Source organism: Paracoccaceae bacterium (genome assembly GCA_019454225.1).
Lineage (GTDB): Bacteria > Pseudomonadota > Alphaproteobacteria > Rhodobacterales > Rhodobacteraceae.
The window spans coordinates 1,255,520-1,279,260 of record CP075370.1; the positions used below are offsets into that span (position 1 = coordinate 1,255,520).

Consider the following 23,741-nt stretch of genomic DNA (forward strand, 5'->3'; position numbering starts at 1 on the left):
GGCGCGGGCGGCCGTCAGGGCCCCCGCGCCAGCACCTCGTCCACCCAGGCGGGCACGGTGACGCTCGCCGGTCCCAGGCGGCGATCGGCAAAGGCGCCATCCGCCCCGGTCGGCTCCATGTTGATCTCGACCGTATGCGCGCGGGCGTAGAAGTTCGCCCGCGCCACCAGCCCGGCGGCGGGCCATACCACCCCCGAGGTGCCGATCGACACAAAGACACCGCAGCCGCGCACGGCCTGCTCGATCTCGTCCATCATCTTCGGCTCCTCGCCGAACCAGACGATATCGGGCCGCGTCGCGGGGGCGCCGCAGGCGGGGCAGGGGTCGGTGGCCTGCATCACCGCCGGGGCCTGCCAGTCCGCCCCGCAACCGGTGCAGCGCGCGCGGTCCAGCCGCCCGTGCATGTGGATCACCCCGGTTGATCCGGCCTGTTCATGCAGCACGTCCACATTCTGCGTCACCAGCACCAGCCGCTCGCGCAGCGCGGCGCCCAGCCGCGCCAGTGCCAGATGCGCCGCATTGGGCCGCGCGCCCGCGGCATTCGCCCGACGCGCGTTGTAGAAATCGAGCACCTTCTGCGGATTGCGGGCAAACCCCTCGGGCGTCGCGACCTCGTTCAGGTCGTATTGCGACCATAGCCCGTCCCGGTCGCGGAACGTGCCCAGCCCGCTTTCCGCAGATACCCCCGCCCCCGTCAGAACGACGATCCGTTTCATCGCGCCACCGCACCTGCTATCACCGCGCCATGGCGCAGCGTATCCTGTTCGTCTGTCTCGGCAACATCTGTCGCTCGCCCACGGCCGAGGGCGTGTTCCGCACCATGGCCGCGCGCGCGGGCCTTGATGCCCAGGCCGACAGCGCAGGCACCGGCGGCTGGCATCGGGGTGAACCCCCGCATCCCGAAACGGTCGCGACCGCCGCCCGCCGGGGCTATGATCTGTCGTCGCTGCGCGCGCGGCAGGTCGTGGCGGCCGACTTCGGCCGGTTCGACCTGATCATTGCAATGGATGGGCAGAACCTGCGCGATCTGGCGCGGCTGGCGCCGCCCGGTGCCCCCGAACCACGCCTGCTGCTGCCCTATGCGCCGCAACTGTCCCGCAGCGATCTTCCCGACCCCTGGTACACCGGCGATTTCGAGGAAACGCTGGACCTTGTCGAAGCCGCCTGCGCGGGTCTGATCGACCGGCTGCGCTAGCACGGTGCCGGGGGTCCCGTCCGTGGGCTCAGCCCGCGCAGAACGCCTCGGCCGTCGTGCCGAAATTCTTGTAGCGCGTCCAGAACTCGTTGTCGGCGTCCGACTTCGACATGCGCACCTGCTGCGCGCGATCCGGGTCCTTGAAGAACTGCGCGGCCTTCCGCTGGTCGGACCCGCGCAGCGTCATGTCGGCGGCCTGCTGGATGCAGCCGCACATCGCGCGCGACACCGCCTTGCGGTCGGATGACAGACAGGCACGCTCGATCGGCCCTGCCATCGCCAGCGTCGCTGCAAACGGAACAATCAGGGTTGCCGCCGCAACGGCCAACACGGTTCTTTTCATCGGGATCGTCCTGCCTTGCCTCGATATCGCCAGTGCAGCGGTGCCGCAGCCGGTCTGGATTTGGCAACAATCATGCCGATTCTGGCAAGGATAATCAATCTTTCTGCGGCGCAGAACGGCGGCACTCCGCCCGATACAAGTCATGGTGGCCAACGTCCCGCACCGCCGCAACATGCTGCCCCCGAGGCCGCGTCGGCATGCCCGAATCGTGGTGACCGACGCATGGCCCGCCCGGCATGTGCCGCGCTCCGCGTCGGAATGGCGCAGTCATGAAGGCGTCGCTGGCTGGGCAAGGATTTGTTCAGGCCCGCCGTGCCGGCGCGTGGGTCCGTCCCGGATTTCATCAAGGGCGGAAGGCCCCTTTCCGGGCATGCGGCAACCGTCTATATCGCGCGGATGACCGAGCTTTCGCACATCCGCAACTTCTCCATCGTGGCGCACATCGACCACGGCAAATCCACGCTGGCCGACCGCCTGATCCAGCTGACGGGCACGGTCGCCGCGCGCGAGATGAAGGAGCAGATCCTCGACAGCATGGATATCGAGCGCGAGCGCGGCATCACCATCAAGGCCAACACCGTCCGCATCGAATATCCCGCGAAGGACGGCCAGACCTATATCCTGAACCTGATCGACACCCCTGGCCACGTCGACTTCGCCTATGAGGTCAGCCGCTCGATGCGCGCCGTCGAGGGCTCGCTGCTCGTGGTCGACGCATCGCAGGGGGTCGAGGCGCAGACGCTCGCCAATGTCTACCAGGCGCTCGACGCCGGGCACGAGATCGTGCCGGTGCTGAACAAGATCGACCTTCCCGCCGCCGAGCCCGACCGTGTCCGCCAACAGATCGAGGACGTGATCGGCCTGGACGCGTCGGATGCGGTGCTGATCTCGGCCAAGTCGGGCCTCGGCATTCCCGAGGTGCTCGAGGCCATCGTCACCCGCCTGCCCGCGCCGCAGGGCGACCGCGACGCGCCGCTCAAGGCCATGCTGGTGGATTCCTGGTACGATGCCTATCTCGGCGTCGTCGTGATGATCCGCGTCATGGACGGCGTGGTCCGCAAGGGCGACCGCATCAAGATGATGCAGACCGGCGCCGCCTACGGCATCGACCGCCTCGCCGTTCTCAAGCCCGAGATGCGCGACATCGCCGAGCTTGGCCCCGGCGAGATCGGCGTCTTCACCGCCTCGATCAAGCAGGTCCGCGACACCCGCGTCGGCGACACCATCACCCATGAACGCAAGCCCTGCACCACCGCCCTGCCGGGCTTCAAGCCCGCGCAGCCTGTGGTGTTCTGCGGTCTCTTCCCCGTCGATGCCGCCGATTTCGACGCCCTGCGCGACGCCATCGAGAAGCTCTCGCTCAACGACGCCTCCTTCAGTTCCGAGATGGAAACCTCTGCCGCGCTCGGCTTCGGCTTCCGCTGCGGCTTCCTGGGCCTCCTGCATCTTGAGGTCATCCGCGACCGGCTGGAACGCGAATATGACCTCGATCTCATCACCACCGCGCCCTCGGTGGTGTTCAAGCTGCACATGAAGTCGGGTCAGGTGGTCGAGCTGCACAATCCCGCCGACATGCCCGACGTGATGCTGATCGACCACATCCAGGAACCCCGGATCAAGGCCACCATCATGGTGCCCGACGAATACCTGGGCGACATCCTCAAGCTCTGCCAGGACCGGCGCGGCATCCAACTGAACCTCACCTATGCCGGGTCGCGCGCCATGGTCGAATACGACCTGCCGCTGGCCGAGGTGGTGTTCGACTTCTACGACCGGCTGAAATCGGTGACCAAGGGCTATGCCAGCTTCGACTACCAGCTTGCGGAGTACCGCGAGGACCATCTGGTCAAGATGTCGATTCTGGTGAACGAGGAACCTGTCGATGCCCTGTCGATGATGGTCCACCGCGACCGGGCCGAGATGCGCGGCCGCGCCATGGTGGAAAAGCTCAAGGACCTGATCCCCCGCCACATGTTCAAGATCCCGATCCAGGCCGCCATCGGAGGCCGCGTGATCGCGCGCGAGACGCTGTCGGCCATGCGCAAGGACGTTACCGCGAAATGCTACGGCGGCGACGCGACCCGGAAGAAGAAGCTTCTGGAGAAGCAGAAGGCCGGGAAGAAGCGGATGCGCCAGTTCGGGAAGGTCGAGATCCCGCAGGAGGCTTTCATCAGCGCGCTGAAGATGGATGGCTAGGCCGGGTGCCGTCGATCGCTCAGACCGCCAAGGGCGCGCCGGCAAGCTTGCAGTGAGCAGGGCGGGCCTGCTTGGGCTGTACCTGACTTCAGCACGCCGTCGCGCCGCCAGCAGACCCTGAAGGTCAACATCCCCTACCCGCCACACGGCAACTGCGCTTCATCGCCACAGTTGGATCACGTTTCTGTCGAAGTGTTGCGGTCTAGGAGACAAGATGGGGGATTAAGACATGACTATGCATCAATCCGGAACCGTCGTGCTGCTTGCCCATGCCGACGATCATCCGCCGAACTTCGCCCGCCTTGTCGCCGCGTTCCGGGCGATCCTTGCGCCCGTACACGGCAGGCAGCTGGAACTTGGCTGGGACTGCGACGATCTCGCCATGTTCGACCTGCCCACCGGCCGAATTGCGCTCGGGTGGGATGACAGGCCCGCGAATGGCAACTTGGCCTGTCTGCTGGTATCGGTCGCGCCCCGGCCGGACGTCGCGACCTGCGCCTCGCCCGTTGGCCACGAGGAGATGTGCGCGCAGTTGGTCAGGCGGCTGCACGAACGCCATCCGGCGCTGGCGATCCGCTGGCTTCAGGCCGCGGAGGCGCCACGCGCTGACCTGCCCGATGCCCTGCCCGACGGATTGCCGCCATCGCCGGGGGACCGCGCCGGTCCGGAACCCGATGTCTTGGTCGATCCGTTGCCACGCGCGGCGTCGGCGCAGGGCGGGGCAGAGGCCGCCAACGACCGTCCCGCACTGCCCGCCACGCGCAGCGCCGAGCTCGCACGGCTCAGGGAGGCGCTGTACCCAGCGAACCCCGAAGAACTGGTGCCCGCGCGCATGAACGCCAAGCTGCGGCTTGCTGCCCATGCGATGAATGCGACGCTGATCCTGGTATGGGCACCCCTGGGCGCCGCCGCGATGACCTACGCCATCCTGAGGGGCGAAGACATGAGGTTTTCGGCCCGGCTGGTGGTCCTGACCGGGTTGTTCGCGAGCGCCATCAACGCCCCGATGATCCAGCGGATGGCGGCGCTTGCGGGCGTCTGAAGGCATCGCGCTCCGACACGTCCGCAGGTTCGGGCAGGACGGCACCACCGGAAACACAACGCCCACTTCAGGTTTTGGGGCCAGCGTCGTGTGCAGCCCGAAGACCGGGAAGATCAGGATCTGCGGCAGGACCGCGCCGCCGCGGCCGAAGATGACGTTGGCGCCGGAACCGATCGGCGACACGTCGCGGGACTGCTTCCTCCGGCCACCTCATCCGCCGACCGGCAGTTCGGACGCCAGGGCTCACGGCGGATGCGCAGCCGCGAGGTGGACCACGCCATTGCCATAGGACCGAACCCCGTCCAGACGGTGGGCGGGGCAGTCCCCCATGGTCAACAGGATCGGCGACAACGGTCTGCACGCCTTCGTCGCGCGGACCCACGAGGCGGGAAAGGGTCGTGGCGCTCGTTTGTCATGGCACCTGTATCCTGCTGAGAACCCGGCTCACGAACGGCGAGCCACCGGTCAAGGGCAAGATCCGGGCACGCCATGCCTGTTCCGAGGAAGCATTTGCAGACCGGTCCGGCGGCATGAAGATCCAGCCCTTCTGGATCGAGGACGAGGCGACGGCGCTGCCCGCAACCATTTCGCGATGACCTCGATGTTCAAGGTCTTGGCGGTGCGCGACGGCAATTCGATCACCGGGGCGCCATGGCGGCAGCGCAAAAACCCATCGCAGGATGTAGAAATCGGGACGATTCCGATCGTCATGGGGTATCGGCGCCCATTTCGGGCGCTGCCAGACCCGAAAGGATACGGACCCCATGAACACCCTGTTTCCCGCCCTCATCGTCGCTGTCGCCGCGTCTGCAAGTTCCGTCGCCGCGCAAACCACTGACCGCTCCGTGCTGCAAACGCTGTCCGGAACGTTCCACAGCCCGGTCGTCGAGAACTGGTATGGCGGCCACGGCACCCGCGAGTTCGTCTTTGCCGACGGGCAGTGGAGCCTGACCTTCATCCATGCGCTCGACCCCGGAATGACGCAGCGCACGTTCCAGTTCCGCACCGGGGGCGCCTACGAGGTGCGAGAGGCATCCCGAACCGTGCCGGGGGCGTTCCACACGGTGTTTGACGAGGACTGGAAGCACCTTACGCTGCTGACCCCTGTGCCCGAAATCGCCGCCGCCATGGGCATTGGCGACTGCGGGCTGACGGTCAACCTCGAGGCCGACATCTCGGAAACCGGATGCGCGGCATGGCGGCCGGTGGCAGAATGCGGCGAAGACCACGACCTGCTTGCCCTGACGGTCGAGGGACTGCACTTCGGCGTGCGCCCGGCCGACAACGACCTGTGCACCGCCGACAGGACACCCGCCGCGCTGCTTCCCGCCGTTGTCGCCCGCTGAAAAGGACGCCCAGCCCATGCACTACATGATCCTGAACTACACGTCCCCGTCGGAGTACGCCGACGCCGATGCGGTCGCAGCGGCCGCCGCGGGCGAGGTCTGGAGCGCCTACACCCGCGCGCTGATCGAGGCCGGCGTCTTTGTCGGCGGCAACGCCCTGCATCCATCGCACACCGCCACCACGCTCCGCGTTCGGGGCGAGGTGCGCGATGTGCAGGACGGTCCCTATGCGGCCAGCAAGGAGCAGTTCGGCGGCTACTACATCATTGATGTCCCCGACCTCGACACCGCGCTCAACTGGGCCGCGCTGAACCCGGCGGCAACTTCCGGGGCCGTCGAGGTGCGCCCCGTCGTCATGCGCGGGGCAGCGTGAGCGCAGCCGACGAGATCGAGAAGGCGGCGCGCCTGTCGTATGGCAGGCTCGTCGCCATTCTCGCCACCCGAACCGGCGGGGTGTCCGACGCGATGGACGCCCTGTCGGACGCGGTCCTGCGTGCGCTGGAGACCTGGCCCGCACGCGGGATCCCTGACCGTCCCGAGGCATGGCTTATCGCGACCGCGCGGAACCGCGTCGCCGATGCCGGGCGTCAGTCGGCCCGGGCCGCCCGGGCCGCCGAAACCCTCGCCCTGCTGGAGGAGGAACGTGCCGAGATGGCACAGGCCGCAACCCCTGACCCGACGCTGAACCTGATGTTCGTCTGTGCGCATCCGGCCATCGAAGCCCGAATGCGCACGCCCTTGATGCTGCAACTGGTGTTGGGCCTCGACGCGCGGCGGATGGCAGGGGCGTTTCTGATCCCGCCCGGCACACTCGGCCAGCGGCTGACCCGGGCCCGGTCCAAAATCGAGGCGGCACGTATCGGCTATGCCGTTCCAGAGGGGCGCGACCTCGGGCCAAGGCTGACCCATGTGCTCGACGCCATCTATGTCGCCTTCACCGTGGGGATCGATGGCGAGGGGGCGGGCGATGTGAAATCCACCTCTCTGGCGCGCGAGGCCCTCTGGCTGGGCAGTCTTGTGGCGGCGCGGATGCCCGGCGCATCCGAAGCCCAGGCTCTGTTCGCGCTGATGCTCTACACCCAGGCACGGCGCCCGGCGCGCCTTGACGCGTCCGGCTGCCTCATACCCTTGGCGCAGCAGGACACGGCCCTGTGGGACGCGAGAATGCTGGACGACGCCGATCTGGCGTTGCGGCTGGCGGCCCGCAACCCGACGCTTGGCCGTTACCAGATCGAAGCCTCCATCGCCGCCGCCCACGCCGCCCGCCGACATGGGCAAAGGACCGATCAGCAGGCGATCACCGCGCTCTATCGCGGTCTAGTGGCGCTGCATCCGACCATCGGCGCCCGGGTTGGTTTGGCAGGAGCCCTCGCCGACGCCGGCGATTCTTCTGCCGCGCTGGCCGTACTGGACGCAGCCGATCCTGCCTTCGCACAGTCCTATCAGCCTTGGTGGGCGGTGCGCGCCCATGCTTTGAGCCGGACCGGCGATCCCGCCCTGGCGGCCGAGGCCTATGCCCGCGCCATGGCCCTGACCGCCGATCCGGCCATGCGCCGGTTCCTCGCCCGGCAGCGGGCTGCCCTGGCCTGTTGAAGTCCGAACGCGTCGCCGGTCCTGCGCCATGATGCCGGCCGTCAGATAGACAGCCACGCGGCCCGGCTTGCCGCCGCGGCTCCCGCTCTCCAGCCGGTTCACCATATCCACGACGTCCAAGTGGCGGTTGCGGGGCCACAGCGGCATCCGGCACAAGATCGCCCGCAACCCGCCGCAACCAACGCCGCCGCGACAGGTACCGCGTCCATCTGGCAAAACCCACGGGTCCGTCGCGCGGGGCAGCGTTCCACGCTTGACGCCTTGCATCGTCTTGCTACGTTGCGCCATGGAATTTTCCGATGGCGCGCGACGCCGATGACGGCCGCCCTCGCCACCAGATCGTCCAGCCTGTCATATTGCGCTTCTTTCACTCGGCATTTCAAACCATCGGGGGCATCATAATGGCCGGGAACGTCAAGATCGAACGGATACAGGAGGCCGAGGCGGCGATTACCGCCTTGTCTGGCGAAGAGTCCCGGATGCGGCAGATCTACCTTCAGGACGGCGTGATCGACGCCACTGAACAGGATGCGCTGGACCGCACCAAGGCCAAGATCGACAAGCTGCGCGGTGTGGTCGCCCAACTGCGTGCCGAGATCGAGGAAAACAAGCGTATCTGGGAAAGCCACGGCGCCGAATGGGCCGATCTTCAGGCCAAGGTCCAGGCGCTGCGCGATTTTGACCACCGCGATCTTGGCACCTTTGCCGACTCCGAAACCGCGATCAACCTGGCCACCGCCGATCAGCGCTGGCCCGATGCCACGGCCGAACTTCAGCAGGCCATGGCCAATATCGGACCAACGTGGGCGGATTACGAGGCGCAGATCGCCGCGCGGGCCGCATACGAACCCCTGCGCGCCGACCTGACAGGCCGGCTGACCACCGCCGATGGCGCCACGCCGCAGAACGGGACGATCACCGGCCGTCTGTCATCAATCCGGGGGAACCTGGGCGCGATGGATGCCGAGGCTGCCGCCCGGAACTACGTCGGTGCGCTTGACCTGCTGCGGATCGGCGTAGCCGAATTGACCACCGCTGAGACCGAGATCGAAGCCCTTCGGGTTGCCGAAGCCGCCTATCAGACCGCGCTGACCGCGCTTGCCCCGCGGATTCAGGCGGTCTCGACATCCCTGCCCATCGGGGCCGAGGCGCTGCAACATGAGATCATCGACGCCGAGTCTGCGATGACGGCCGCTGCCGGTGCGTCGGAGTTTGTCCAGGCGATGGAGAAGGCCGCCGAGCTGGAACGCGCGCTGACCGCCTATGAGACCGTGGTCGAGAATTTCGAGCTTTATCAGTCGCGGCTTGCGGCGATCCAGACCGAACTGGCCGAAGCCCTGGTCAGCGATCCGCGATGGACCTATCTGGAACCCATCCAGTCTGAAATGGCCGGTATCCAGACCGAGATGGAGGCCGCAGCCGCCGCGCATGACTACGCCAGGGCGGTGGTCCTGATCGCCGATCTTGAAGCGAAACTTGCCGAGTTCCACGCGGCGATTGCGGCGAAGAAGGCCGAATACGATGCCGCGCGCGGTGCATTCGACCACCTGATCAGCCACGTCGAACCCTGTACCTACCCGCTGGAGCCGCAGAAAACCGCCGTGCGCACGATCCTGAAGGACATGGAGAAAGCCGCAAGCGCGGAGGATTGGGACGCTGCCGTGAATGGCATCGGTGGCCTGGAAAAGGCGCTTGCCGATTTCCAGGCCGCGCATGATGCCCACGACGCCACGCTGCGCGCCAAGATCACCCCCGAACTGCCTGCCATGCGCACCGCCGCCGACGACAAGGGCAACGGCGAACTGTCCAGCGCCAAGATGCTGAAGAACGACATCGCTGCGCTGGACAAGGCGCTTGCCGGCAAGGATGACCTGACCGAGGCGGTCGAGATCATGGAGCGCGCCAGGAAACTTGCCACCGATCTGGAGAAGATCCGCAAGATCCGCGACCGGCTGGACAAGATGTTCGGGTCCGACACCGAGGCCGTCAAGATCGTGGATGAGTTGAAGAATGACAACACGCTGAAGGACCTGCCGATCGAGGCGCGCAACATGCTGATCGAAAAGCTGACAAAGAATGGACTGTTGAACAGCATCGCGCCCGACGAACAGAAGGCCGTGCAGGAGATCTGGCAATCAACCGCGAAACTCGACCCGGCTTACGAGGCGATGGACAAGAAAACCACCGACGGTATCGTGAAGAAGTTGCGCGACGATCCGAAAATCAAGAAATACGCCGCCGAATGGGCAACGATGGACCCGGCAGCGAAACAGGCCGCGATGAAGGACGTGGGTGCCATCATCGGCGGCCCGGACGGCTGGAACGTGGAAGGGTCGGAGAAGATCAACTTTACCGCGCAGCAGGGGCTGTGCCTGACCGACTCCACCCTGCGTGGCTATCATTCCCCGGCCAGCGCGACAAAGGCCGAGGAAATCGGCGTGTGCGTCGGAAATCCCTCGGGCGAATGGAACCCGCAGTCCGACTTTACCGACGTGGTGCAGAACCTGGTCCACGAAGTCGGCCACGGCTATCAGGAATCCCTGATCGAAAAATATGAGAGTGGCAAACTCAAGCCGGGGAGCCCGGAATATGAACAGGCCAGAAGCCTTTCGTTCGACAGGAAGTATTTCAAACAGTTTCCGGGTGACTACAATGTATGGGACGTTTATGTGCATTCTCCTATGGAGCAGCAGTCCCGCCATACCGCAAACCGCGTTCGCAAGGATCTCCCCCCCGAATATGGCGGCGGATACACCCAGGAGCTCAACTGAACCCTGCAAACGTCCGGGTCTGCGCCTTACGTTGCCATCGGGATGGAACACCACGCCGATACCGGCCCAAATGACCGAGGAAACGACGATGCCCGTTACCTACGACATTTCGATCTTCCGCAACGGTGAAACGGTCGAAATCGGCTCGATCACCTTCGATACCGCGCATTTCGCCACCCTGACCCTTGCGGGAAAGGATGTCGAGCATCTTGCGCTTCGGGAACGCTGGGCCCCGATCGCGGCAAGGGATGTGCTTGAGGTCGAGCGTTCGCGGCGCCAACAGATGGCAGACGGCACCTGGATCAGAACGTCGGGAACCGAACGGATCGCCCGCGACAGCCCGGACTATCCGCCCGCGGCGATGCACTTTCTGGCCAGCAACTACGACTATCTGTTCGCCAAACGCCTGGAGCCCGCCGCAAACTGACGCGCGGCGGGCGGGCCGTCGGTCCGCGCGGCCGACTTTTCGCGCCACCGCCAAGTTGTGATCGACGGCATCGAGGCGGCGGTCGGCATGGCCGATCCGGCGGCCCGGATTGCGCGATAGCGTAGCCTTGCCGAGAGGCTCGAGGTCTGTTGCCAGCGGGTCGCGCTGCCCCGGTGAACCGGGCGTGAAATCGTATGCAAAATCTGGTTGGATCGGAAGCCGCGGGGTGGTAGTGCAGCGGATGAAAGGCCCGTTGCGCGCGATCCGCGGCGCCAGAGGAGATATGAACCCATGCCGAACCCTTCCGCCCTGCCAGCAGGATTGACCTGGCTCAAGGCCCCGGCCCGCAACTCCACCACTGACACCGCCTCGGTCGAGGGGCTGGTCCAGGAAATTCTTGCCGCCGTGCGCGATCGTGGTGACGCGGCAGTCCGCGACTATTCGCTGCGCTTCGACAAGGCGGAACTCGACGCCTTCGAGGTTTCGATGGAGGATCGGCTGGCGGCGGTCGAGGCGCTTGCCCCGCAGACCCGCGCCGATACCGAATTCGCCATCGCGAACGTCCGCAAGTTCGCCGAGGCGCAACTGTCCACGATCCTGCCGCTGGACGTCGAGACCCTGCCGGGGGTCTACATGGGGCACCGCGTGATCCCGATCCAGACGGTGGGCTGCTATGTGCCGGGCGGACGCTTTCCGCTGCTGTCGGCGCCGATCATGACCATCGTCCCGGCCAAGGTGGCGGGCGTGGATCAGGTCGTGGCCTGCCTGCCACCCAATGCACACCGGGCGATGATTGCGGGCTGCCATCTGTCGGGGGCGGACCGCATCTTCCGTATCGGTGGCGCGCAGGCGATTGCGGCGATGGCCTATGGCACCGAAACGGTGCCGCAGGTGAACAAGATCGTCGGCCCCGGCAACGCCTTCGTGAACGAGGCCAAGCGCCAGGTCTTCGGCCCTGTCGGCATTGACCAGCTTGCAGGCCCGTCAGAGATCTACATTCTGGCCGACCAGACCGGGGATGCGGCCATGATCGCGACCGACCTGCTGGCGCAGGCCGAGCATGACGTGCGCACCCGCGTCGGGTTGATCACCACGGATGCCGCCCTGGCAACGGCGGTGCTGGCCGAGGTCGAGGCGCAGCTGGGTACGCTGTCCACGGCCTCTGTCGCTGCCCCCGCGTGGCGGGACTACGGCGAGATCATCCTCTGCGACAGCGAGGCCGCGATGATCGCCTGCTCCGACCATATTGCCGCCGAACACCTGCAGCTTCATACCGCCGATCCGCATGACATGGCAAAGCGTCTGCGCAACTATGGGTCGCTGTTCATCGGCGAACTGGCCAGCGTCGTCTATTCCGACAAATGCTCGGGTACCAACCACACCCTGCCCACCATGGCGGCCGGGCGCTACACCGGGGGTCTGTGGGTCGGGGCCTATGTGAAGATCGCCACGCATCAGTGGCTGGATGAACGCGGCGTGCGGGCCGTCGCGCCGCCCGCCGTGCGGCAGAGCGCGTCCGAAGGGCTTGAGGGCCATCGCCGCGCGGCGCAACTGCGCCTCGACCGGCTTCAGGCGCGCATGTAGGGACGCTGAGCCCCCGCATCGGTCGCCGCCTCCAGTGCGGCGCCGATGCGCAGTGCCATCGGCTCGTCGCCGTGACGCGCAATGATCTGTGCCCCAAGTGGCAAGCCTTCCGCAAATCCGACCGGCAGGGCCAGTACCGGATGGCCGGTCACGTTGAAGGGCAGGGTACGCATGGCCGTCCAGATCGCGCGGTCATCCGAGAAATCCGAGAAGGGCGGCGCGGGGGCCAGGACGCAGGCCGTCAGCACAGCGTCAAAGGGGGCCAGGCAGGCATCCATCGCCACGCGCAGGCGGCCGGCAACGGTGCGTGCATGGCCCAGATCGGCATCGGTGAGGCCCACCCCTGCGGCAAGGCTCTGATAGGCTTGTCGTCCATAGCGCGCACCGTCGGTGCGCATGCTGCCCAGGTGATGCGCCAGGGCCTCGGCGTGCAGGATCACCGCGCCTGTCGCCTCGAGCAGCGGATAGTCGGGCAATGTCGTGAGCTCGACCCTGGCACCCAGCAGGGTCAGCACGCCCGCAGTGTCATCGAGCGCGGCCAGCACGGCCGGGTGGCATGCGGGATCGTCACAGAACCAGTCGCGGGCATAGCCGATCCGAAGTCCCCGGACATCCTGTGCCGCCACGCGGGGCGGGGCGCCCATGGCCGCCATGCAGATCGCAGCCTCGTCCACGGTCGCCGCAAGCACGCCGATATGGTCGAGCGTCGGGGAAAGCGGAAACACGCCCTCTGCGGGCAGGCTGCCATGGGTGGGCTTCAACCCGACGACCCCGCAGTAGCAGGCGGGCGAACGCACCGAGCCGCCGGTATCCGTGCCGATGGCCACCCTGACCAGCCCGGCGGCGACCGCCGCAGCCGAGCCGGATGATGACCCGCCGGTGATGTGCGATCTGTTCCAGGGATTCCGGGCAGGGGGATACGGCTGATCGAAACTCGGTCCGACCAGTGCATACTCGTAGGTCGCGACCTTGCCGATGGGCACGGCCCCCCCGGCCACCAGCCGCGCCACCACCTCGGCATCCGTGGCTGGAACATGCGCGGCATGACGGCGCGATCCGTAGGTCGAGGGCACCCCCCCCATGTCGATGAGATCCTTGATGGCAAAGGGAATCCCCTGCATCGGCCCAAGATCGACGCCGGCGCCGAAGGCGGCGTCTGCCCGAGCGGCGGCGGCAAGGGCCATGTCGCGTGTCACCACGACGAAGGCGCCGACATCCGCGTCACGGACGGCGATCCGGGCCAGATGGGCCTCGGTCAGGGCAGCGGCCGTCAGGCTGCCCGCCCGCAGCCGCTGCGCCGCCTCGGGAATTGGCAGGTCAGCGGGGTTCATCGGGCGCCGTGTGCAGACAGGTCTCGATCAGCCCGCAGGCGCGATGCAGGTATCTTGCGGTCTCCAGCACACCCGGAACCTGGGCGGGTGCCAGCACCAGGCCAGCCGCCGCAAGATCGGCCAGCAGCGAGGTTTCGGTGGGCGGCGTGCGCCGGGGGTCAGGTGCGGGCGTTTTCAAAGGCGGTCCATGCGGTTTCGAACGCGGCGAAGTCGAAGCCCGGGGCCCGCGCGGGGCCGAGCACCAGCTTTTCGGTGGCAAGCAGCTTGCCGATGGCGTCGGCCAGGCGCGGGATCACATCGGGCGGAATCACGACCGCACCGTGCCGGTCGGCGTGGACCAGGTCGCCCGTCGCCACGGTCAGCCCGAAGATCGTCACCGGGGTGCCCACCTCGCGCACATGAACGAAGCCATGGCTGGGACCGACCGAACCCGCGACCACGGGAAAGCCCGGCTCAAGATCCGCCAGATCGCGCATCACACCGTTGGTAAGCGCTCCGGACATGCCAAATCCCTTGTGGATGGCGGTGTTCACCTCACCCCAGTAGGCGGCAACGCAGCCCGGATAGTCCACATCCTCGACCACCGCGACCGAGGGCTTCGGGGCCTCGGCCATTGCCCGGTAATAGTCCATGCGGCGGGTGCGCAGGGTCAGCTTGTCCTCGGTCGGGGGGGCGAGGCCCGCGATCCGTGCCGTGACGGCAAAGCCGACCATCGCAGGCTCGTCCGGGGCCGAGCACAGCATCGTGCCGCGGGTATATCCCTGAAACCCGCGTTGCCCCTGTGCCACCTCAATGGCGTTGCAGACCGTGGGCGTATCGACCCGGCGCAACAGGGCCAGAAGGTCGGGGTCGAGCATCTCGGGCATCATTCCTCCAGCCAGCGGATCAGTTCCGCCGTCGTTGCGTGCGGTTGTTCAAGGGGTGGCAGATGGCCTGCGCCCGGCACGATCGCCAACCGCGACTGCGGCATCAATCGGTGCATCAGATCGTGCCGGTCACGCGGGCATAGCCGATCCTCGGCCCCCATAAGGACCAGTGCGGGCCCGCGAAAGGCTGCAAGCGTGGCGGTCTGGTCAGGACGTGTGGCAAGTGCCTGTGACTGCCGCGCGAACACCTGCGGGCCAAGGGCCAGTGCCATGTCGAGGCAGAGGTCGAGCAGCGCTGTGTTGCTCTCTGCCAGGTAGTTCGGCTTCATCTCGTCGCGCATCACGTCGGCGAGTTCCCCGGCAAGCGCGCGGGCGACCTGCGCGGGGCGGCGCGCGGCCACTTCGGGCGGCTCGGCCAGCGGGTTCGTATCCATCAGGGCAACACGTTCCACGCGGCCGGGGGCCTGCCGCAGGATCTCCATGGCCACGATCCCGCCCATCGAGAGACCGGCCAGGGCAAAGCGCTGCGGGGCGCGGGCCAGCACCTGTTCGGCAAGACCCTCCATGCTGGCCGCGAACCCGATGGGATGCGTCATCACCGGCCATCGGGCCGACAGCGCGCCGATCTGCGCGCCGAACAGGCGGGCATCGCACATCATGCCCGGCAGCAGGACCAGCGGTGTCATGCCGCGCGCCGCGCGCCCTCGGCCATCGTCGCAAGCTTGGCCCAGGCGATTTCCGGGTCGACCGCGCCGAAGCCCGCGAAGGTGCCGAACCCGCAGTCCGATCCGGCGATCACCCGGTCACGCCCGACGATCGCGGTAAACCGCTGCAGTCGCTGTGCCACAAGGTCGGGGTGCTCGACGAAGTTCGTGGTCGTGTCGACGACGCCCGGCACGAGCACCTTGTGATCGGGTATCTCGCGGGCGCGGTCGCGGAACACGGTCCATTCATGGCCATGGCGTGGGTTCGCGGTCTCGAACAGCACATAGGTTGCGCGGGCCTTCATCAGAACGGGGAATACCTTTGCCATGTCGATGTCGCAGACATGCGGGCCTTCGTAGTTGCCCCAGCAGATATGGATGCGGATGCGATCTTCCGGGATGCCGTCGAGCGCATGGTTCAGCGCCTCGACATGGGTTTCCGCGACCTTCACGAATTCGTCGTCGCTCAGATCGTTGAACAACATGTGCCGCGACAGGGCGAGGTCGGGGCAGTCCAGCTGCAGGTCCAGGCCGGCCGCGACGATGGTGCGGTATTCGTCGCGCATCGCGTCGGCCAGGGCGGCCAGATAGGCGCCACGGTCGGGGTAATGCGCGTTCTGCAGGAACAGAGAGATCACGCCGGGCGAGGCGGCATTCATGAAGCCCCGCGCCGCGCCGTGTTCGGCCATTGCCGCCTTAAGGTTGGCGATGTCCTTGTGCAACTCGCCCTGACCCCGCGACTTCACCTCGCCCACACACATCGGGCGGGCATATTTCGGGGTGCCGCCCTCGCGTGCAAGGCGGTCGAGGAAGCTGGGGAACAGCTTCAGGTCGGCAGGCGCGTTGCGCGGGCTGTCGCCGTCGAAGCCGGTGTAGCGATCCTTGACGTAGGTCGCGTAGGATATCTTGGATGTCTCGCCATCGCTGACGATGTCGACCCCGGCGGCAACCTGGCGGCGAACCACCTCGGACACCGCGGAGGTCATCACGGCGTCGAATGTCTTGGGGTCGTGCGGCTCGCGACGTTCACGGGCGAAAAGCTGGTCAACCACCGCCTGCGCGCGGGGAAGGGAGCCGACATGCGTCGTCAGAATGGACATGGGGAACCTGCCGTTGGAGAGGTGGGGTGGCCCTGCGGCCACCCGCCGATGGATCAGTGCCGCCAGGTGGCGCCCGGCTTGTCGTCGGTCGGGATGACGCGATAGAGGCTTGCCTCGCCGGTCATCGAAGGGACAAGGCTGTGCGTCAGCCCGGGTGGCACGGCGCAGGTGTCGCCGGGGGCCAACACCTTTTCACCGCCGTCCCAGGCTAGGCGCCAGTGACCGCGCATCACCATCAGCACCTCGTGCCGCGGGCTGGTATAGGGTGTCTCGGGGATCGAGCCACGGGTCAACAGTTCCACCTCGAACCCGGGCCGGTCCTTCAGCAGCGCCTCGGCGCCGATCACCCTGGCCGGAGCCTTGCGCGCAAGCGCCATCAGATCCCAGTAGCGCGCGACATAGCCGGGCAGAACCTCGGTCACGTCCAGTTCCGGAAATGCCGTCAGCTCGTCATCCGTCAGCAGCGGCATCGGCCTGATGCCGTCGGGCAGCGACTGGCCTTTCTTGGTGTCGTAGAGCTTGCCGTTCTCGCCCAGGATCAGGCCGTGGTCCTTGGCGTCGGTGATCACCTGCGGCGCCCAGATCACGCCGCCGCCCGCATCGTCGCCGCCCAGGACGGCCATGATCATTCCATAGTCGGTTCCGATGTTCTCGAAACCGCGGAAGATGCCGGTTGGGATGTTGATGATGTCGCCTTCTTCCAGCACCACCTCGCCCGCGGTGCCCCAGCGGCCCCAGAAGAACCGCCAGCGCCCTTTCAGCACGAAGAACACCTCGGCCGTGCGGTGGCTGTGCAGGCTGTTGCGGCATTTTGGCGGTTGGCCCGCCGCGCCGATGTTGAAGCCGGGCGTTTCCTTGATGTGGACGTGCTGGTCCGGGCTTTCCGACACGCCACCGCCGATGATGGTGAAGTTTTCCTTCTGGTTCGATCCCGGTGTGTGGGCGTCGATGAAGGCGGTCTTGCACGGCTTCAGATCTCCATAGCGCACGATGCGGGCTTCCATCTCGGCCATGGTCAGGGAGGGGGCGGTCATCACAGGTCTCCGGTGTGCAGGTGAATCTGTTTCCAGATGGCGATTTCGTCGAACAGCGTGAACTCTCGGCGCAACCCCCAGCCGTTCGGGCCGAAGGGGCCAAATTCGGCATGGGTGATGCCCATGACATGAACCGGGGCGCCGGTAGCGCGGCCAAAGGTGCCGGGGCCGGAATGGATGCCCGTCAGCGACCAGCGGACAGCGGCGCGGGGCGGCTGCTGCGGGTCGGAGCGCCCGATGACGTGATGGATGGCGAAGGCTGCGGTGGGGAAAGATGACCGCAGACGCATCCATTGCGTTTCGGCATAGCCACGGCCCCAACCACCCTGCGCGCCCGGATGTTCGCTGCGCACCGCACGGTCGTACTCCGCGCCGATCACGGCAAAGTCCTTGTGCATGATGCGCGTCAGGATGTCGGCCAGCCGCCCTCCCCATTCATTGTCGTTGCCGCGCCCGTGATAGCCGCCATCCACGTCGTCGTCGGGTGTGAAGGGGCGCGTGGCGCGCTCTGCGCCGCCTTCTCGGGCGATCTGGTCGCGGGCGAAGGTTTCGGGGTCCATGCCCAGCTGGCGCACGATCCCGCCCGCGTCCCGGATCAGCCATTCGTCGTAGATCACATTCGCCCTGGCCGCGCAGTCGGCAATCGCCCGGATGGTGAACCGGCGGCCTGTCGGAGGGCCGAAGGCGCCGTGCCCGGTATGGGTGCCGCTGGTAACCAGGCGGTGCGACGACAGGAACCCGGCCTCATCGTCGCCCGACCAGATCACATCCTCGCCCAGCAGTTCCCGGTCTGGAAACTCGGCCAGCGTTGCAAGCGTGCCGTCGATCACCGCCTGATTGCCGCGCACGAGGCCCGAGGGAAAGCGCATGGGCAGGTCAGGCGCGTAATAGCGATTGAGCGTCGCCAGCCCCCGATCCTCCCAGATTTCCCTGGTGATCTTGAGGATGTAGTCGGGCAGGTCGGCGAAATGCGGGTCAAAGCCTTTCATGCGGCACCTGTCGCAAGCAGAATCTGCTTCCAGATCGCGGTTTCGTCGATCAGCGTGTATTCGCGGCGCAGGGTCGGCTGCCCGTTGCCGAAGGGGCCGAACTCGGCATGGGTGATCCCCATGATGTAGACCTCGGCGCCCGTCGGAGTACCGAAGCGCCCCCATCCCGCATGCTTGCCGTGCAGCGTCCAGCGAACGGCGGCGCGGGGTGGCATCAGAGGGTCATCCCGGCCCATGACATGCTCGATCGTGAAACGGGCATCGGGGAAGGCGGCCCGCAGGCCCATCCAGAACTGATCGGCGTCCGACCAGCCAAGCCCGTCCTGCGCACCCGGATAGAACAGGTTCGCCGCCCGGTCATATCGCAGGGGGATCACGTCCATGTCGGCGGCCATGATGTGCGACAGCGTATCGGCCAGCATCGCGCCCCATTCGTTGTCGTTGCCGCGCCCGTCATACGGGCCGGGCATGTCGTTCGCGGGGGTCATCGGCTTGACGCAGCGTTCGGGGCCGCCCTCGCGGGCGATCAGGTCGCGCGTCCAGTCCACCAGATCGTGGCCCATCTGCCGCACAATCGCCGACTGGTCGCGCACCAGCCATTCGTCATAGATGCGGTCATGGCTGATCGCGCAGTCGGCAAGGATGCGGTAGCACAGCCGCCGCCCGGTCGGCGCGCCATACATGCCGGGCCGGGTATGGGTGGCGGTGCAGATCAGCCGGTGCGACGACAGGAACGCATCGGTCGTATCGTCGCTGCGCGCCGCGTCGTTGCACCAGATGACATCCTCACCCAGAAGCGCCCGGTCGGGAAACTCGGCAAGCGTTGCCATGGTCGCGGCGATGACCCGGGTATTGTCGACCAGCACCGAGGCCGGGGACCGAACGACCAGCCCGGGCGCATAGCGGTGGCGCAAGCTGCCGATCTCGCGGTCTTCCCAGATCTCCTTGGTGACGCCGATGATGAAATGCTCGACATCGCGCCACTTAGGGTCAAAGCCCTTCATTCCGTGTTACCTTTTTCCTTCAGGGTGTTGCGGGTCGAACCGCGCAGGATAAGGCGGCCGTCGATCTTGATCCGCCGTGCCTCGTTGTCCTTGCCGTCGATCCGTTCCATCAGCGTCGTGACCGTCTCGCTTACCATGCGATTCAGCGGCTGGCGAAAGGTCGTCAGGTCGTAGGCGGGCCATGCGGCAATCGGCACGTCGTCAAACCCCGCGACGGAAACATTGCCCGGCACGTCCAGCCGCAGTTCGGAGCGCAACACGTCCATGACGGCAAAGGCCATGTGATCGTTGCAGACGAACACGGCGTCGGGGTGGTCGGGACGGTCGAACATCTCGCGCGCGGCCTGCTGGGCTTGTTCTTGCACAAAGTTGCCGACCCGCCGCGAATGCAGGTCACGTCCATGGGCGGCCAGCCCTTCGCGGAACCCGAGTTCCCGGTCGCGCTGTGTCGATGCGGCTTCGAAGCCGGCGATATAGGCAATGCGACGGTGGTCCGTGGCGATCAGGTGTTCGGCCACAGCACGCCCGCCGGCGCGGTTGTCCGTCGTCACCGAGGAGAGGCGCGGATCGTCCTGATCGCGGTTGAACAGAACGACAGGGATATTCAGCGACTCGCACTGTTCGGCCAGCGAGGACGACAGCGAGATCGAGGCAAGGACCAGACCATCGACCTGATAGTCCAGGATTTCCTGCACAACCCCCTGCACGTCGCCGACCGTCGGTGCGGCCATGAACACCAGGACGTGATAACCCTGTTCCTGCAAGGCGACCGACAGGCGTTCCACGGCGGTCGGGTAGAAGTAGTTGTCGAGATAGGCCACCACCAGGCCGATGATCCGGCTCTTCCCGGTGATCATCGCCCGCGCCAGCGGATTGGGCCTGTAGCCAAGCTGCTCGGCCGCCTTGCGCACCTTCGCGATGGTCTTTGCCGATGCCGATGCGCCGGGCGTGAAGACGCGGCTGACGGCCGACTGGCTGACACCCGCAAGGCGTGCCACGTCCAGTGAAGTCACCTTTTCCTGTGTCATCCCGCTGTCCACCCCCCGTCGACCAGCAATGCCGTTCCGGTGATCATGGCGGCAGCATCGGACGCAAGGAAGACGACAGGCCCCATGACATCCTCGATCTCGCCGACACGGCCGAGCTTGATCTTGCTTTCGATCCAGGCGCGGCGTTCGGGGACGGCCAGCGTCTGTTCACCAAGAGGCGTGCGGATGAAGGTCGGGCAGATCGTGTTGACGCGGACGCCCTTCGGCCCCCACTCGATCGCCATGGCCTTCGTCATGCCTTCGAGCGCATGCTTGTTGGCGCAATAGACGGCGCGGTCAGGGCCACCAACATGGCCCATCTGGGACGAGATGTTGATCAGGCTGCCGGGCTTGCCCGCAGCGATCAGCCCTTTCGCAACCTCGCGCGTCAGGAAATAGGCGGCCCGCAGGTTCAGGTTCATCGCCGCGTCATAGTCGTCCGGCGTGGTGACCAGGGCCGATCCGTGCCGGGCCAGTCCTGCCGAGTTCACCAGGACGTCGAAGGGGCCGTGATCGGCCACGAATGCGGCAGCAGCGGCAAGATCGGTGATGTCGAGCGCATGCGCCTGCGCCTGTCCGCCCGCTGCGCGGACCAGTCCGCAGGCGGCGCGCAGGTCAGGCTCGCCGCGCGCCACCATCCACACCTCGGCACCCGCCTGCGCCAATGCCGCCGCCGCACCAAGGCCGATGCCCGATGAGGCACCGGTCACCAGGGCGCGGCGCCCGTCCAGCCGGAAGGAGGGTGTGCGCGGAAGGGGCATCGGTATGCCCTATTCCGCCGCTGTGCCGTAGGCCACATTGCGCCCGCCAAAGCGGCGAACGCGGATGTTGCACTGCTCGGCATGGCCGACAAAACCTTCCAGCATGCAGAGGCGCGATCCGTATTCGCCGATCATTGCCGCCGCGCTGTCGGTGGTGATCTTCTGATAGCTGTGCGTCTTCAGGAACTTGCCAACCCACAGACCGCCGGTATAGCGCCCTGCCCGGCGCGTCGGCAGGGTGTGGTTGGTGCCGATCACCTTGTCACCGTTCGCCACGTTGGTGCGCGGTCCGAGGAACAGCGCGCCATAGCTGTGCATGTTGGCGAGATACCAGTCGTCGCGATCGGTCATCACCTGGACATGCTCGCTGGCGATGTCATTGGCGACGGCCAGCATCTCGTCATGGGTGTCGCAATGAATCACCTCACCGTAATCGCGCCAGGACACGGCGGCGGTGTCGGCGGTCGGCAGGATCGACAGCAGCCGGTCGATCTCGGCCAGCGTGGCCTCTGCCAGTCTGCGAGACGTGGTCAGCAGCACGGCAGGCGAGTTATAGCCGTGTTCGGCCTGTCCCAGCAGGTCGGTTGCGCACAACTCGGCGTCCACCGTGTCATCCGCGATCACCATGGTCTCGGTCGGGCCGGCAAACAGATCAATGCCGACCTTGCCGAAAAGCTGGCGCTTCGCTTCGGCCACATAGGCATTCCCGGGGCCCACCAGCATGTCGACGGGCCGCATGGTCTGGGTGCCAAGCGCCATGGCACCCACGGCCTGCATACCCCCCAGCACATAGATTTCATGCGCTCCACCCAGATGCATGGCGGCCACGATCGCGGGGTGGGGTGCGCCCTTGACCGGCGGCGCCGATGCCACGATGCGCGGCACGCCGGCGACCTGCGCCGTCAGCACCGACATATGCGCGCTGGCCACCATCGGGAATTTGCCGCCCGGCACATAGCAACCGACCGACTGCACCGGGATGTTGCGGTGGCCAAGGATCACACCGGGCAGGGTTTCCACCTCGATATCGGTCATGCTGTCGCGTTGCGCCTGGGCGAATCGGCGGATCTGGGCCTGGGCGAAGCGGATGTCCTCCATGTCGCGGGCCGGAACCTTCTGGATCGCCGCCTCGATCTCGGACGGGGTCAGGCGAAACGACGCGGGGGCATAGGCGTCAAAGCGCGCCGACAGGTCGCGCACGGCCGCGTCGCCGCGTGCCGAGATGTCGGCCAGCACGCTCTCGACGGTCGCGCGCACGCGTGCGTCATCTTCTGCACGGTCCGCTTCGGGCTTGCCGCGTTTGAGATGGGTGATCGTCATGGTCGGTTCCTTCCTCGCTCCGGCACTGCGGCCGGGCCTCAGGCCTCTGTCTCGATCCGCTTGCCGGTCGTCGCGTCGAACAGGTGGCACAGCGTGGGGGCGATGCGCGCCTCGACCGTCTGATCGATCTCGGCACGAAACTCCTTGGCTGTCTTGACCGAGACGAGCGCACCGCCGATCCGCCAGGTGATCATTGACGCTTCGCCCAGCAGTTCGAGCGAATAGACCGGCGCCGCGATGTCGCCGCCCGAGGGCACGATGGTCGCATCCTCGGCGCGAAATCCCAGTGTCACAGGGCCGGATCGTCCGCTGGCCAGCCCGGCAATGCGGATGTTCGGCGCTTCGAATACCCCACCTGACATGCTGCCGGCCACCAGGTTCATGGCCGGGCTGCCGATGAAGCCCGCGACGAAGGTGTTTGCCGGCCGGTCATAGATATCTGTGGGCGTGCCGACCTGTTGGATCACGCCCTTGTTCATCACCACAACCCGGTCGGCCAGCGTCATCGCCTCGATCTGGTCATGCGTGACATAGACCGTGGTTGTCTTCAGCGTGTGCTGAAGGTTCTTGATCTGCGCGCGCGTCGACACGCGAAGCTTGGCGTCAAGGTTCGACAGCGGTTCATCCATCAGGAACACCGTGGGCTTGCGCACGATGGCCCTGCCAAGCGCCACGCGCTGACGCTGCCCGCCGGACAGTTCGGCGGGGCGACGATCCAGGAAATCGGTCAGTTCGACCATCCTCGCCGCCGTCATTACGCGGTCATGGTGCTGATCCTTGGGCACATTGCGCACCCGCAGCGGGAAGCGGATGTTCTCGTAGACGGAAAGGTTCGGGTACAGCCCGTAGCTCTGGAATACCATCGAGATGTCGCGGTCCTTCGGTTCCAGCTTGTTCACGATGCGGTCGCCCAGCCAGATCTCGCCTTCGGTCACATCCTCCAGCCCCGCGATCATCCGCATCGTGGTGGTCTTGCCGCAGCCCGATGGGCCAAGCAGCACCAGGAATTCCTGATCCGCGATGTCGAGGTTGAAGTTGTCCACCGCGACATAGCTGCCCCAGCGTTTCGACACGTTCCTCAGGCGCAGTTCCGCCATGACAGCCCCC

The 23,741-nt window shown here is 66.5% G+C and carries 24 protein-coding genes; 10 read left to right on the plus strand and 14 right to left on the minus strand.

Annotation, left to right across the window (positions count from 1 at the left end; genetic code table 11):
• Positions 1 to 14 precede the first annotated feature (14 nt).
• Positions 15 to 716, minus strand: a complete 702-nt coding sequence (locus KF887_05970) for an NAD-dependent deacylase (protein QYK42653.1) — start codon at positions 714 to 716, stop codon at positions 15 to 17.
• A 29-nt stretch (positions 717 to 745) separates the two neighbouring features.
• Between KF887_05970 and KF887_05975 the strand changes: the two genes are divergently transcribed.
• Positions 746 to 1,195: a low molecular weight phosphotyrosine protein phosphatase gene (locus KF887_05975; GenBank protein QYK42654.1), complete on the plus strand. Its 450-nt coding sequence runs from the start codon at positions 746 to 748 to the stop codon at positions 1,193 to 1,195.
• Positions 1,196 to 1,223: 28 nt separating this feature from the next.
• On the opposite strand, the gene KF887_05980 is transcribed toward KF887_05975, so the two are convergent.
• Positions 1,224 to 1,538 (minus strand): hypothetical protein, encoded by a 315-nt coding sequence (locus tag KF887_05980; GenBank protein QYK42655.1) that lies wholly within the window; start codon positions 1,536 to 1,538, stop codon positions 1,224 to 1,226.
• A gap of 396 nt (positions 1,539 to 1,934) precedes the next feature.
• Here KF887_05980 and lepA point away from each other — a divergent pair, with 396 nt between their 5' ends.
• From lepA to hisD (KF887_06025), 9 genes are all read left to right on the plus strand, one after another.
• The gene (gene lepA, locus KF887_05985) at positions 1,935 to 3,734 is read left to right on the plus strand and encodes a translation elongation factor 4 (protein QYK42656.1); all 1,800 of its coding nucleotides are present in this window, start codon (positions 1,935 to 1,937) and stop codon (positions 3,732 to 3,734) included.
• A 229-nt stretch (positions 3,735 to 3,963) separates the two neighbouring features.
• Complete coding sequence (locus KF887_05990) at positions 3,964 to 4,776, plus strand: hypothetical protein (GenBank protein ID QYK42657.1); 813 nt, start codon at positions 3,964 to 3,966, stop codon at positions 4,774 to 4,776.
• A 398-nt stretch (positions 4,777 to 5,174) separates the two neighbouring features.
• A complete protein-coding gene (locus KF887_05995; GenBank protein QYK42658.1) occupies positions 5,175 to 5,372 on the plus strand; it encodes a hypothetical protein in 198 nt (65 codons plus the stop codon).
• Between the two features lie 249 nt (positions 5,373 to 5,621).
• The gene (locus KF887_06000; GenBank protein QYK42659.1) at positions 5,622 to 6,122 is read left to right on the plus strand and encodes a hypothetical protein; all 501 of its coding nucleotides are present in this window, start codon (positions 5,622 to 5,624) and stop codon (positions 6,120 to 6,122) included.
• Positions 6,123 to 6,138: 16 nt separating this feature from the next.
• Positions 6,139 to 6,495, plus strand: coding sequence for a hypothetical protein (locus KF887_06005; GenBank protein ID QYK42660.1), 357 nt, complete (start codon positions 6,139 to 6,141; stop codon positions 6,493 to 6,495).
• Positions 6,492 to 7,715 (plus strand): RNA polymerase subunit sigma-70, encoded by a 1,224-nt coding sequence (locus tag KF887_06010; protein ID QYK42661.1) that lies wholly within the window; start codon positions 6,492 to 6,494, stop codon positions 7,713 to 7,715. Before KF887_06005 ends, KF887_06010 begins: the two co-directional genes overlap by 4 nt.
• Before the next feature lie 401 nt (positions 7,716 to 8,116).
• Entirely contained in the window at positions 8,117 to 10,486 is a 2,370-nt protein-coding gene (locus KF887_06015; protein QYK42662.1) for a hypothetical protein, read from the plus strand.
• 70 nt (positions 10,487 to 10,556) lie between these two features.
• Positions 10,557 to 10,913 (plus strand): hypothetical protein, encoded by a 357-nt coding sequence (locus KF887_06020; protein QYK42663.1) that lies wholly within the window; start codon positions 10,557 to 10,559, stop codon positions 10,911 to 10,913.
• A gap of 291 nt (positions 10,914 to 11,204) precedes the next feature.
• A complete protein-coding gene (gene hisD / locus KF887_06025) occupies positions 11,205 to 12,497 on the plus strand; it encodes a histidinol dehydrogenase (GenBank protein ID QYK42664.1) in 1,293 nt (430 codons plus the stop codon).
• On the opposite strand, the gene KF887_06030 is transcribed toward hisD (KF887_06025), so the two are convergent.
• The 12 genes from KF887_06030 to ugpC are packed head-to-tail and all read right to left on the minus strand — an operon-like array spanning position 12,482 to position 23,731.
• The gene (locus KF887_06030; GenBank protein ID QYK42665.1) at positions 12,482 to 13,828 is read right to left on the minus strand and encodes an amidase; all 1,347 of its coding nucleotides are present in this window, start codon (positions 13,826 to 13,828) and stop codon (positions 12,482 to 12,484) included. The two genes, hisD (KF887_06025) and KF887_06030, sit on opposite strands and share 16 nt — an antisense overlap.
• A complete protein-coding gene (locus tag KF887_06035; GenBank protein ID QYK42666.1) occupies positions 13,815 to 14,006 on the minus strand; it encodes a hypothetical protein in 192 nt (63 codons plus the stop codon). The genes KF887_06030 and KF887_06035 overlap by 14 nt, the downstream gene beginning before the upstream one ends.
• Positions 13,987 to 14,697 carry an RraA family protein gene (locus tag KF887_06040; protein QYK42667.1) on the minus strand — a complete coding sequence of 237 codons (711 nt, stop codon included), beginning with the start codon at positions 14,695 to 14,697 and terminating at the stop codon, positions 13,987 to 13,989. Before KF887_06040 ends, KF887_06035 begins: the two co-directional genes overlap by 20 nt.
• The gene (locus tag KF887_06045) at positions 14,694 to 15,380 is read right to left on the minus strand and encodes an alpha/beta fold hydrolase (protein ID QYK42668.1); all 687 of its coding nucleotides are present in this window, start codon (positions 15,378 to 15,380) and stop codon (positions 14,694 to 14,696) included. The genes KF887_06040 and KF887_06045 overlap by 4 nt, the downstream gene beginning before the upstream one ends.
• Complete coding sequence (locus tag KF887_06050) at positions 15,377 to 16,498, minus strand: cobalamin-independent methionine synthase II family protein (protein QYK42669.1); 1,122 nt, start codon at positions 16,496 to 16,498, stop codon at positions 15,377 to 15,379. Before KF887_06050 ends, KF887_06045 begins: the two co-directional genes overlap by 4 nt.
• Before the next feature lie 53 nt (positions 16,499 to 16,551).
• Positions 16,552 to 17,511 (minus strand): cupin domain-containing protein, encoded by a 960-nt coding sequence (locus KF887_06055; protein ID QYK43458.1) that lies wholly within the window; start codon positions 17,509 to 17,511, stop codon positions 16,552 to 16,554.
• Between the two features lie 20 nt (positions 17,512 to 17,531).
• Positions 17,532 to 18,521 carry an ester cyclase gene (locus KF887_06060; protein QYK42670.1) on the minus strand — a complete coding sequence of 330 codons (990 nt, stop codon included), beginning with the start codon at positions 18,519 to 18,521 and terminating at the stop codon, positions 17,532 to 17,534.
• Positions 18,518 to 19,525 carry a nuclear transport factor 2 family protein gene (locus KF887_06065; protein ID QYK42671.1) on the minus strand — a complete coding sequence of 336 codons (1,008 nt, stop codon included), beginning with the start codon at positions 19,523 to 19,525 and terminating at the stop codon, positions 18,518 to 18,520. The genes KF887_06060 and KF887_06065 overlap by 4 nt, the downstream gene beginning before the upstream one ends.
• Positions 19,522 to 20,553, minus strand: a complete 1,032-nt coding sequence (locus tag KF887_06070; GenBank protein QYK42672.1) for a LacI family DNA-binding transcriptional regulator — start codon at positions 20,551 to 20,553, stop codon at positions 19,522 to 19,524. The genes KF887_06065 and KF887_06070 overlap by 4 nt, the downstream gene beginning before the upstream one ends.
• Positions 20,550 to 21,314 carry an SDR family oxidoreductase gene (locus tag KF887_06075; protein ID QYK42673.1) on the minus strand — a complete coding sequence of 255 codons (765 nt, stop codon included), beginning with the start codon at positions 21,312 to 21,314 and terminating at the stop codon, positions 20,550 to 20,552. The genes KF887_06070 and KF887_06075 overlap by 4 nt, the downstream gene beginning before the upstream one ends.
• Positions 21,315 to 21,323: 9 nt before the next feature.
• On the minus strand, positions 21,324 to 22,634 hold the full coding sequence (hisD, locus tag KF887_06080; GenBank protein QYK42674.1) for a histidinol dehydrogenase: 1,311 nt from the start codon (positions 22,632 to 22,634) through the stop codon (positions 21,324 to 21,326).
• Between the two features lie 38 nt (positions 22,635 to 22,672).
• Positions 22,673 to 23,731, minus strand: a complete 1,059-nt coding sequence (ugpC, locus tag KF887_06085; GenBank protein QYK42675.1) for a sn-glycerol-3-phosphate ABC transporter ATP-binding protein UgpC — start codon at positions 23,729 to 23,731, stop codon at positions 22,673 to 22,675.
• Positions 23,732 to 23,741: the final 10 nt, after the last annotated feature.

Bases quoted from the DNA above. Each gene is read 5' to 3' on its own strand.
- KF887_05970 (QYK42653.1), bottom strand. From the start codon at position 716: ATGAAACGGATCGTCGTTCTGACGGGGGCGGGGGTATCTGCGGAAAGC.
- KF887_05975 (QYK42654.1), top strand. From the start codon at position 746: ATGGCGCAGCGTATCCTGTTCGTCTGTCTCGGCAACATCTGTCGCTCG.
- KF887_05980 (QYK42655.1), bottom strand. From the start codon at position 1,538: ATGAAAAGAACCGTGTTGGCCGTTGCGGCGGCAACCCTGATTGTTCCG.
- lepA (QYK42656.1), top strand. From the start codon at position 1,935: ATGACCGAGCTTTCGCACATCCGCAACTTCTCCATCGTGGCGCACATC.
- KF887_05990 (QYK42657.1), top strand. From the start codon at position 3,964: ATGACTATGCATCAATCCGGAACCGTCGTGCTGCTTGCCCATGCCGAC.
- KF887_06005 (QYK42660.1), top strand. From the start codon at position 6,139: ATGCACTACATGATCCTGAACTACACGTCCCCGTCGGAGTACGCCGAC.
- KF887_06015 (QYK42662.1), top strand. From the start codon at position 8,117: ATGGCCGGGAACGTCAAGATCGAACGGATACAGGAGGCCGAGGCGGCG.
- KF887_06020 (QYK42663.1), top strand. From the start codon at position 10,557: ATGACCGAGGAAACGACGATGCCCGTTACCTACGACATTTCGATCTTC.
- hisD (QYK42664.1), top strand. From the start codon at position 11,205: ATGCCGAACCCTTCCGCCCTGCCAGCAGGATTGACCTGGCTCAAGGCC.
- KF887_06030 (QYK42665.1), bottom strand. From the start codon at position 13,828: ATGAACCCCGCTGACCTGCCAATTCCCGAGGCGGCGCAGCGGCTGCGG.
- KF887_06040 (QYK42667.1), bottom strand. From the start codon at position 14,697: ATGATGCCCGAGATGCTCGACCCCGACCTTCTGGCCCTGTTGCGCCGG.
- KF887_06045 (QYK42668.1), bottom strand. From the start codon at position 15,380: ATGACACCGCTGGTCCTGCTGCCGGGCATGATGTGCGATGCCCGCCTG.
- KF887_06050 (QYK42669.1), bottom strand. From the start codon at position 16,498: ATGTCCATTCTGACGACGCATGTCGGCTCCCTTCCCCGCGCGCAGGCG.
- KF887_06055 (QYK43458.1), bottom strand. From the start codon at position 17,511: ATGGCCGAGATGGAAGCCCGCATCGTGCGCTATGGAGATCTGAAGCCG.
- KF887_06060 (QYK42670.1), bottom strand. From the start codon at position 18,521: ATGAAAGGCTTTGACCCGCATTTCGCCGACCTGCCCGACTACATCCTC.
- KF887_06065 (QYK42671.1), bottom strand. From the start codon at position 19,525: ATGAAGGGCTTTGACCCTAAGTGGCGCGATGTCGAGCATTTCATCATC.
- KF887_06070 (QYK42672.1), bottom strand. From the start codon at position 20,553: ATGACACAGGAAAAGGTGACTTCACTGGACGTGGCACGCCTTGCGGGT.
- KF887_06075 (QYK42673.1), bottom strand. From the start codon at position 21,314: ATGCCCCTTCCGCGCACACCCTCCTTCCGGCTGGACGGGCGCCGCGCC.
- hisD (QYK42674.1), bottom strand. From the start codon at position 22,634: ATGACGATCACCCATCTCAAACGCGGCAAGCCCGAAGCGGACCGTGCA.
- ugpC (QYK42675.1), bottom strand. From the start codon at position 23,731: ATGGCGGAACTGCGCCTGAGGAACGTGTCGAAACGCTGGGGCAGCTAT.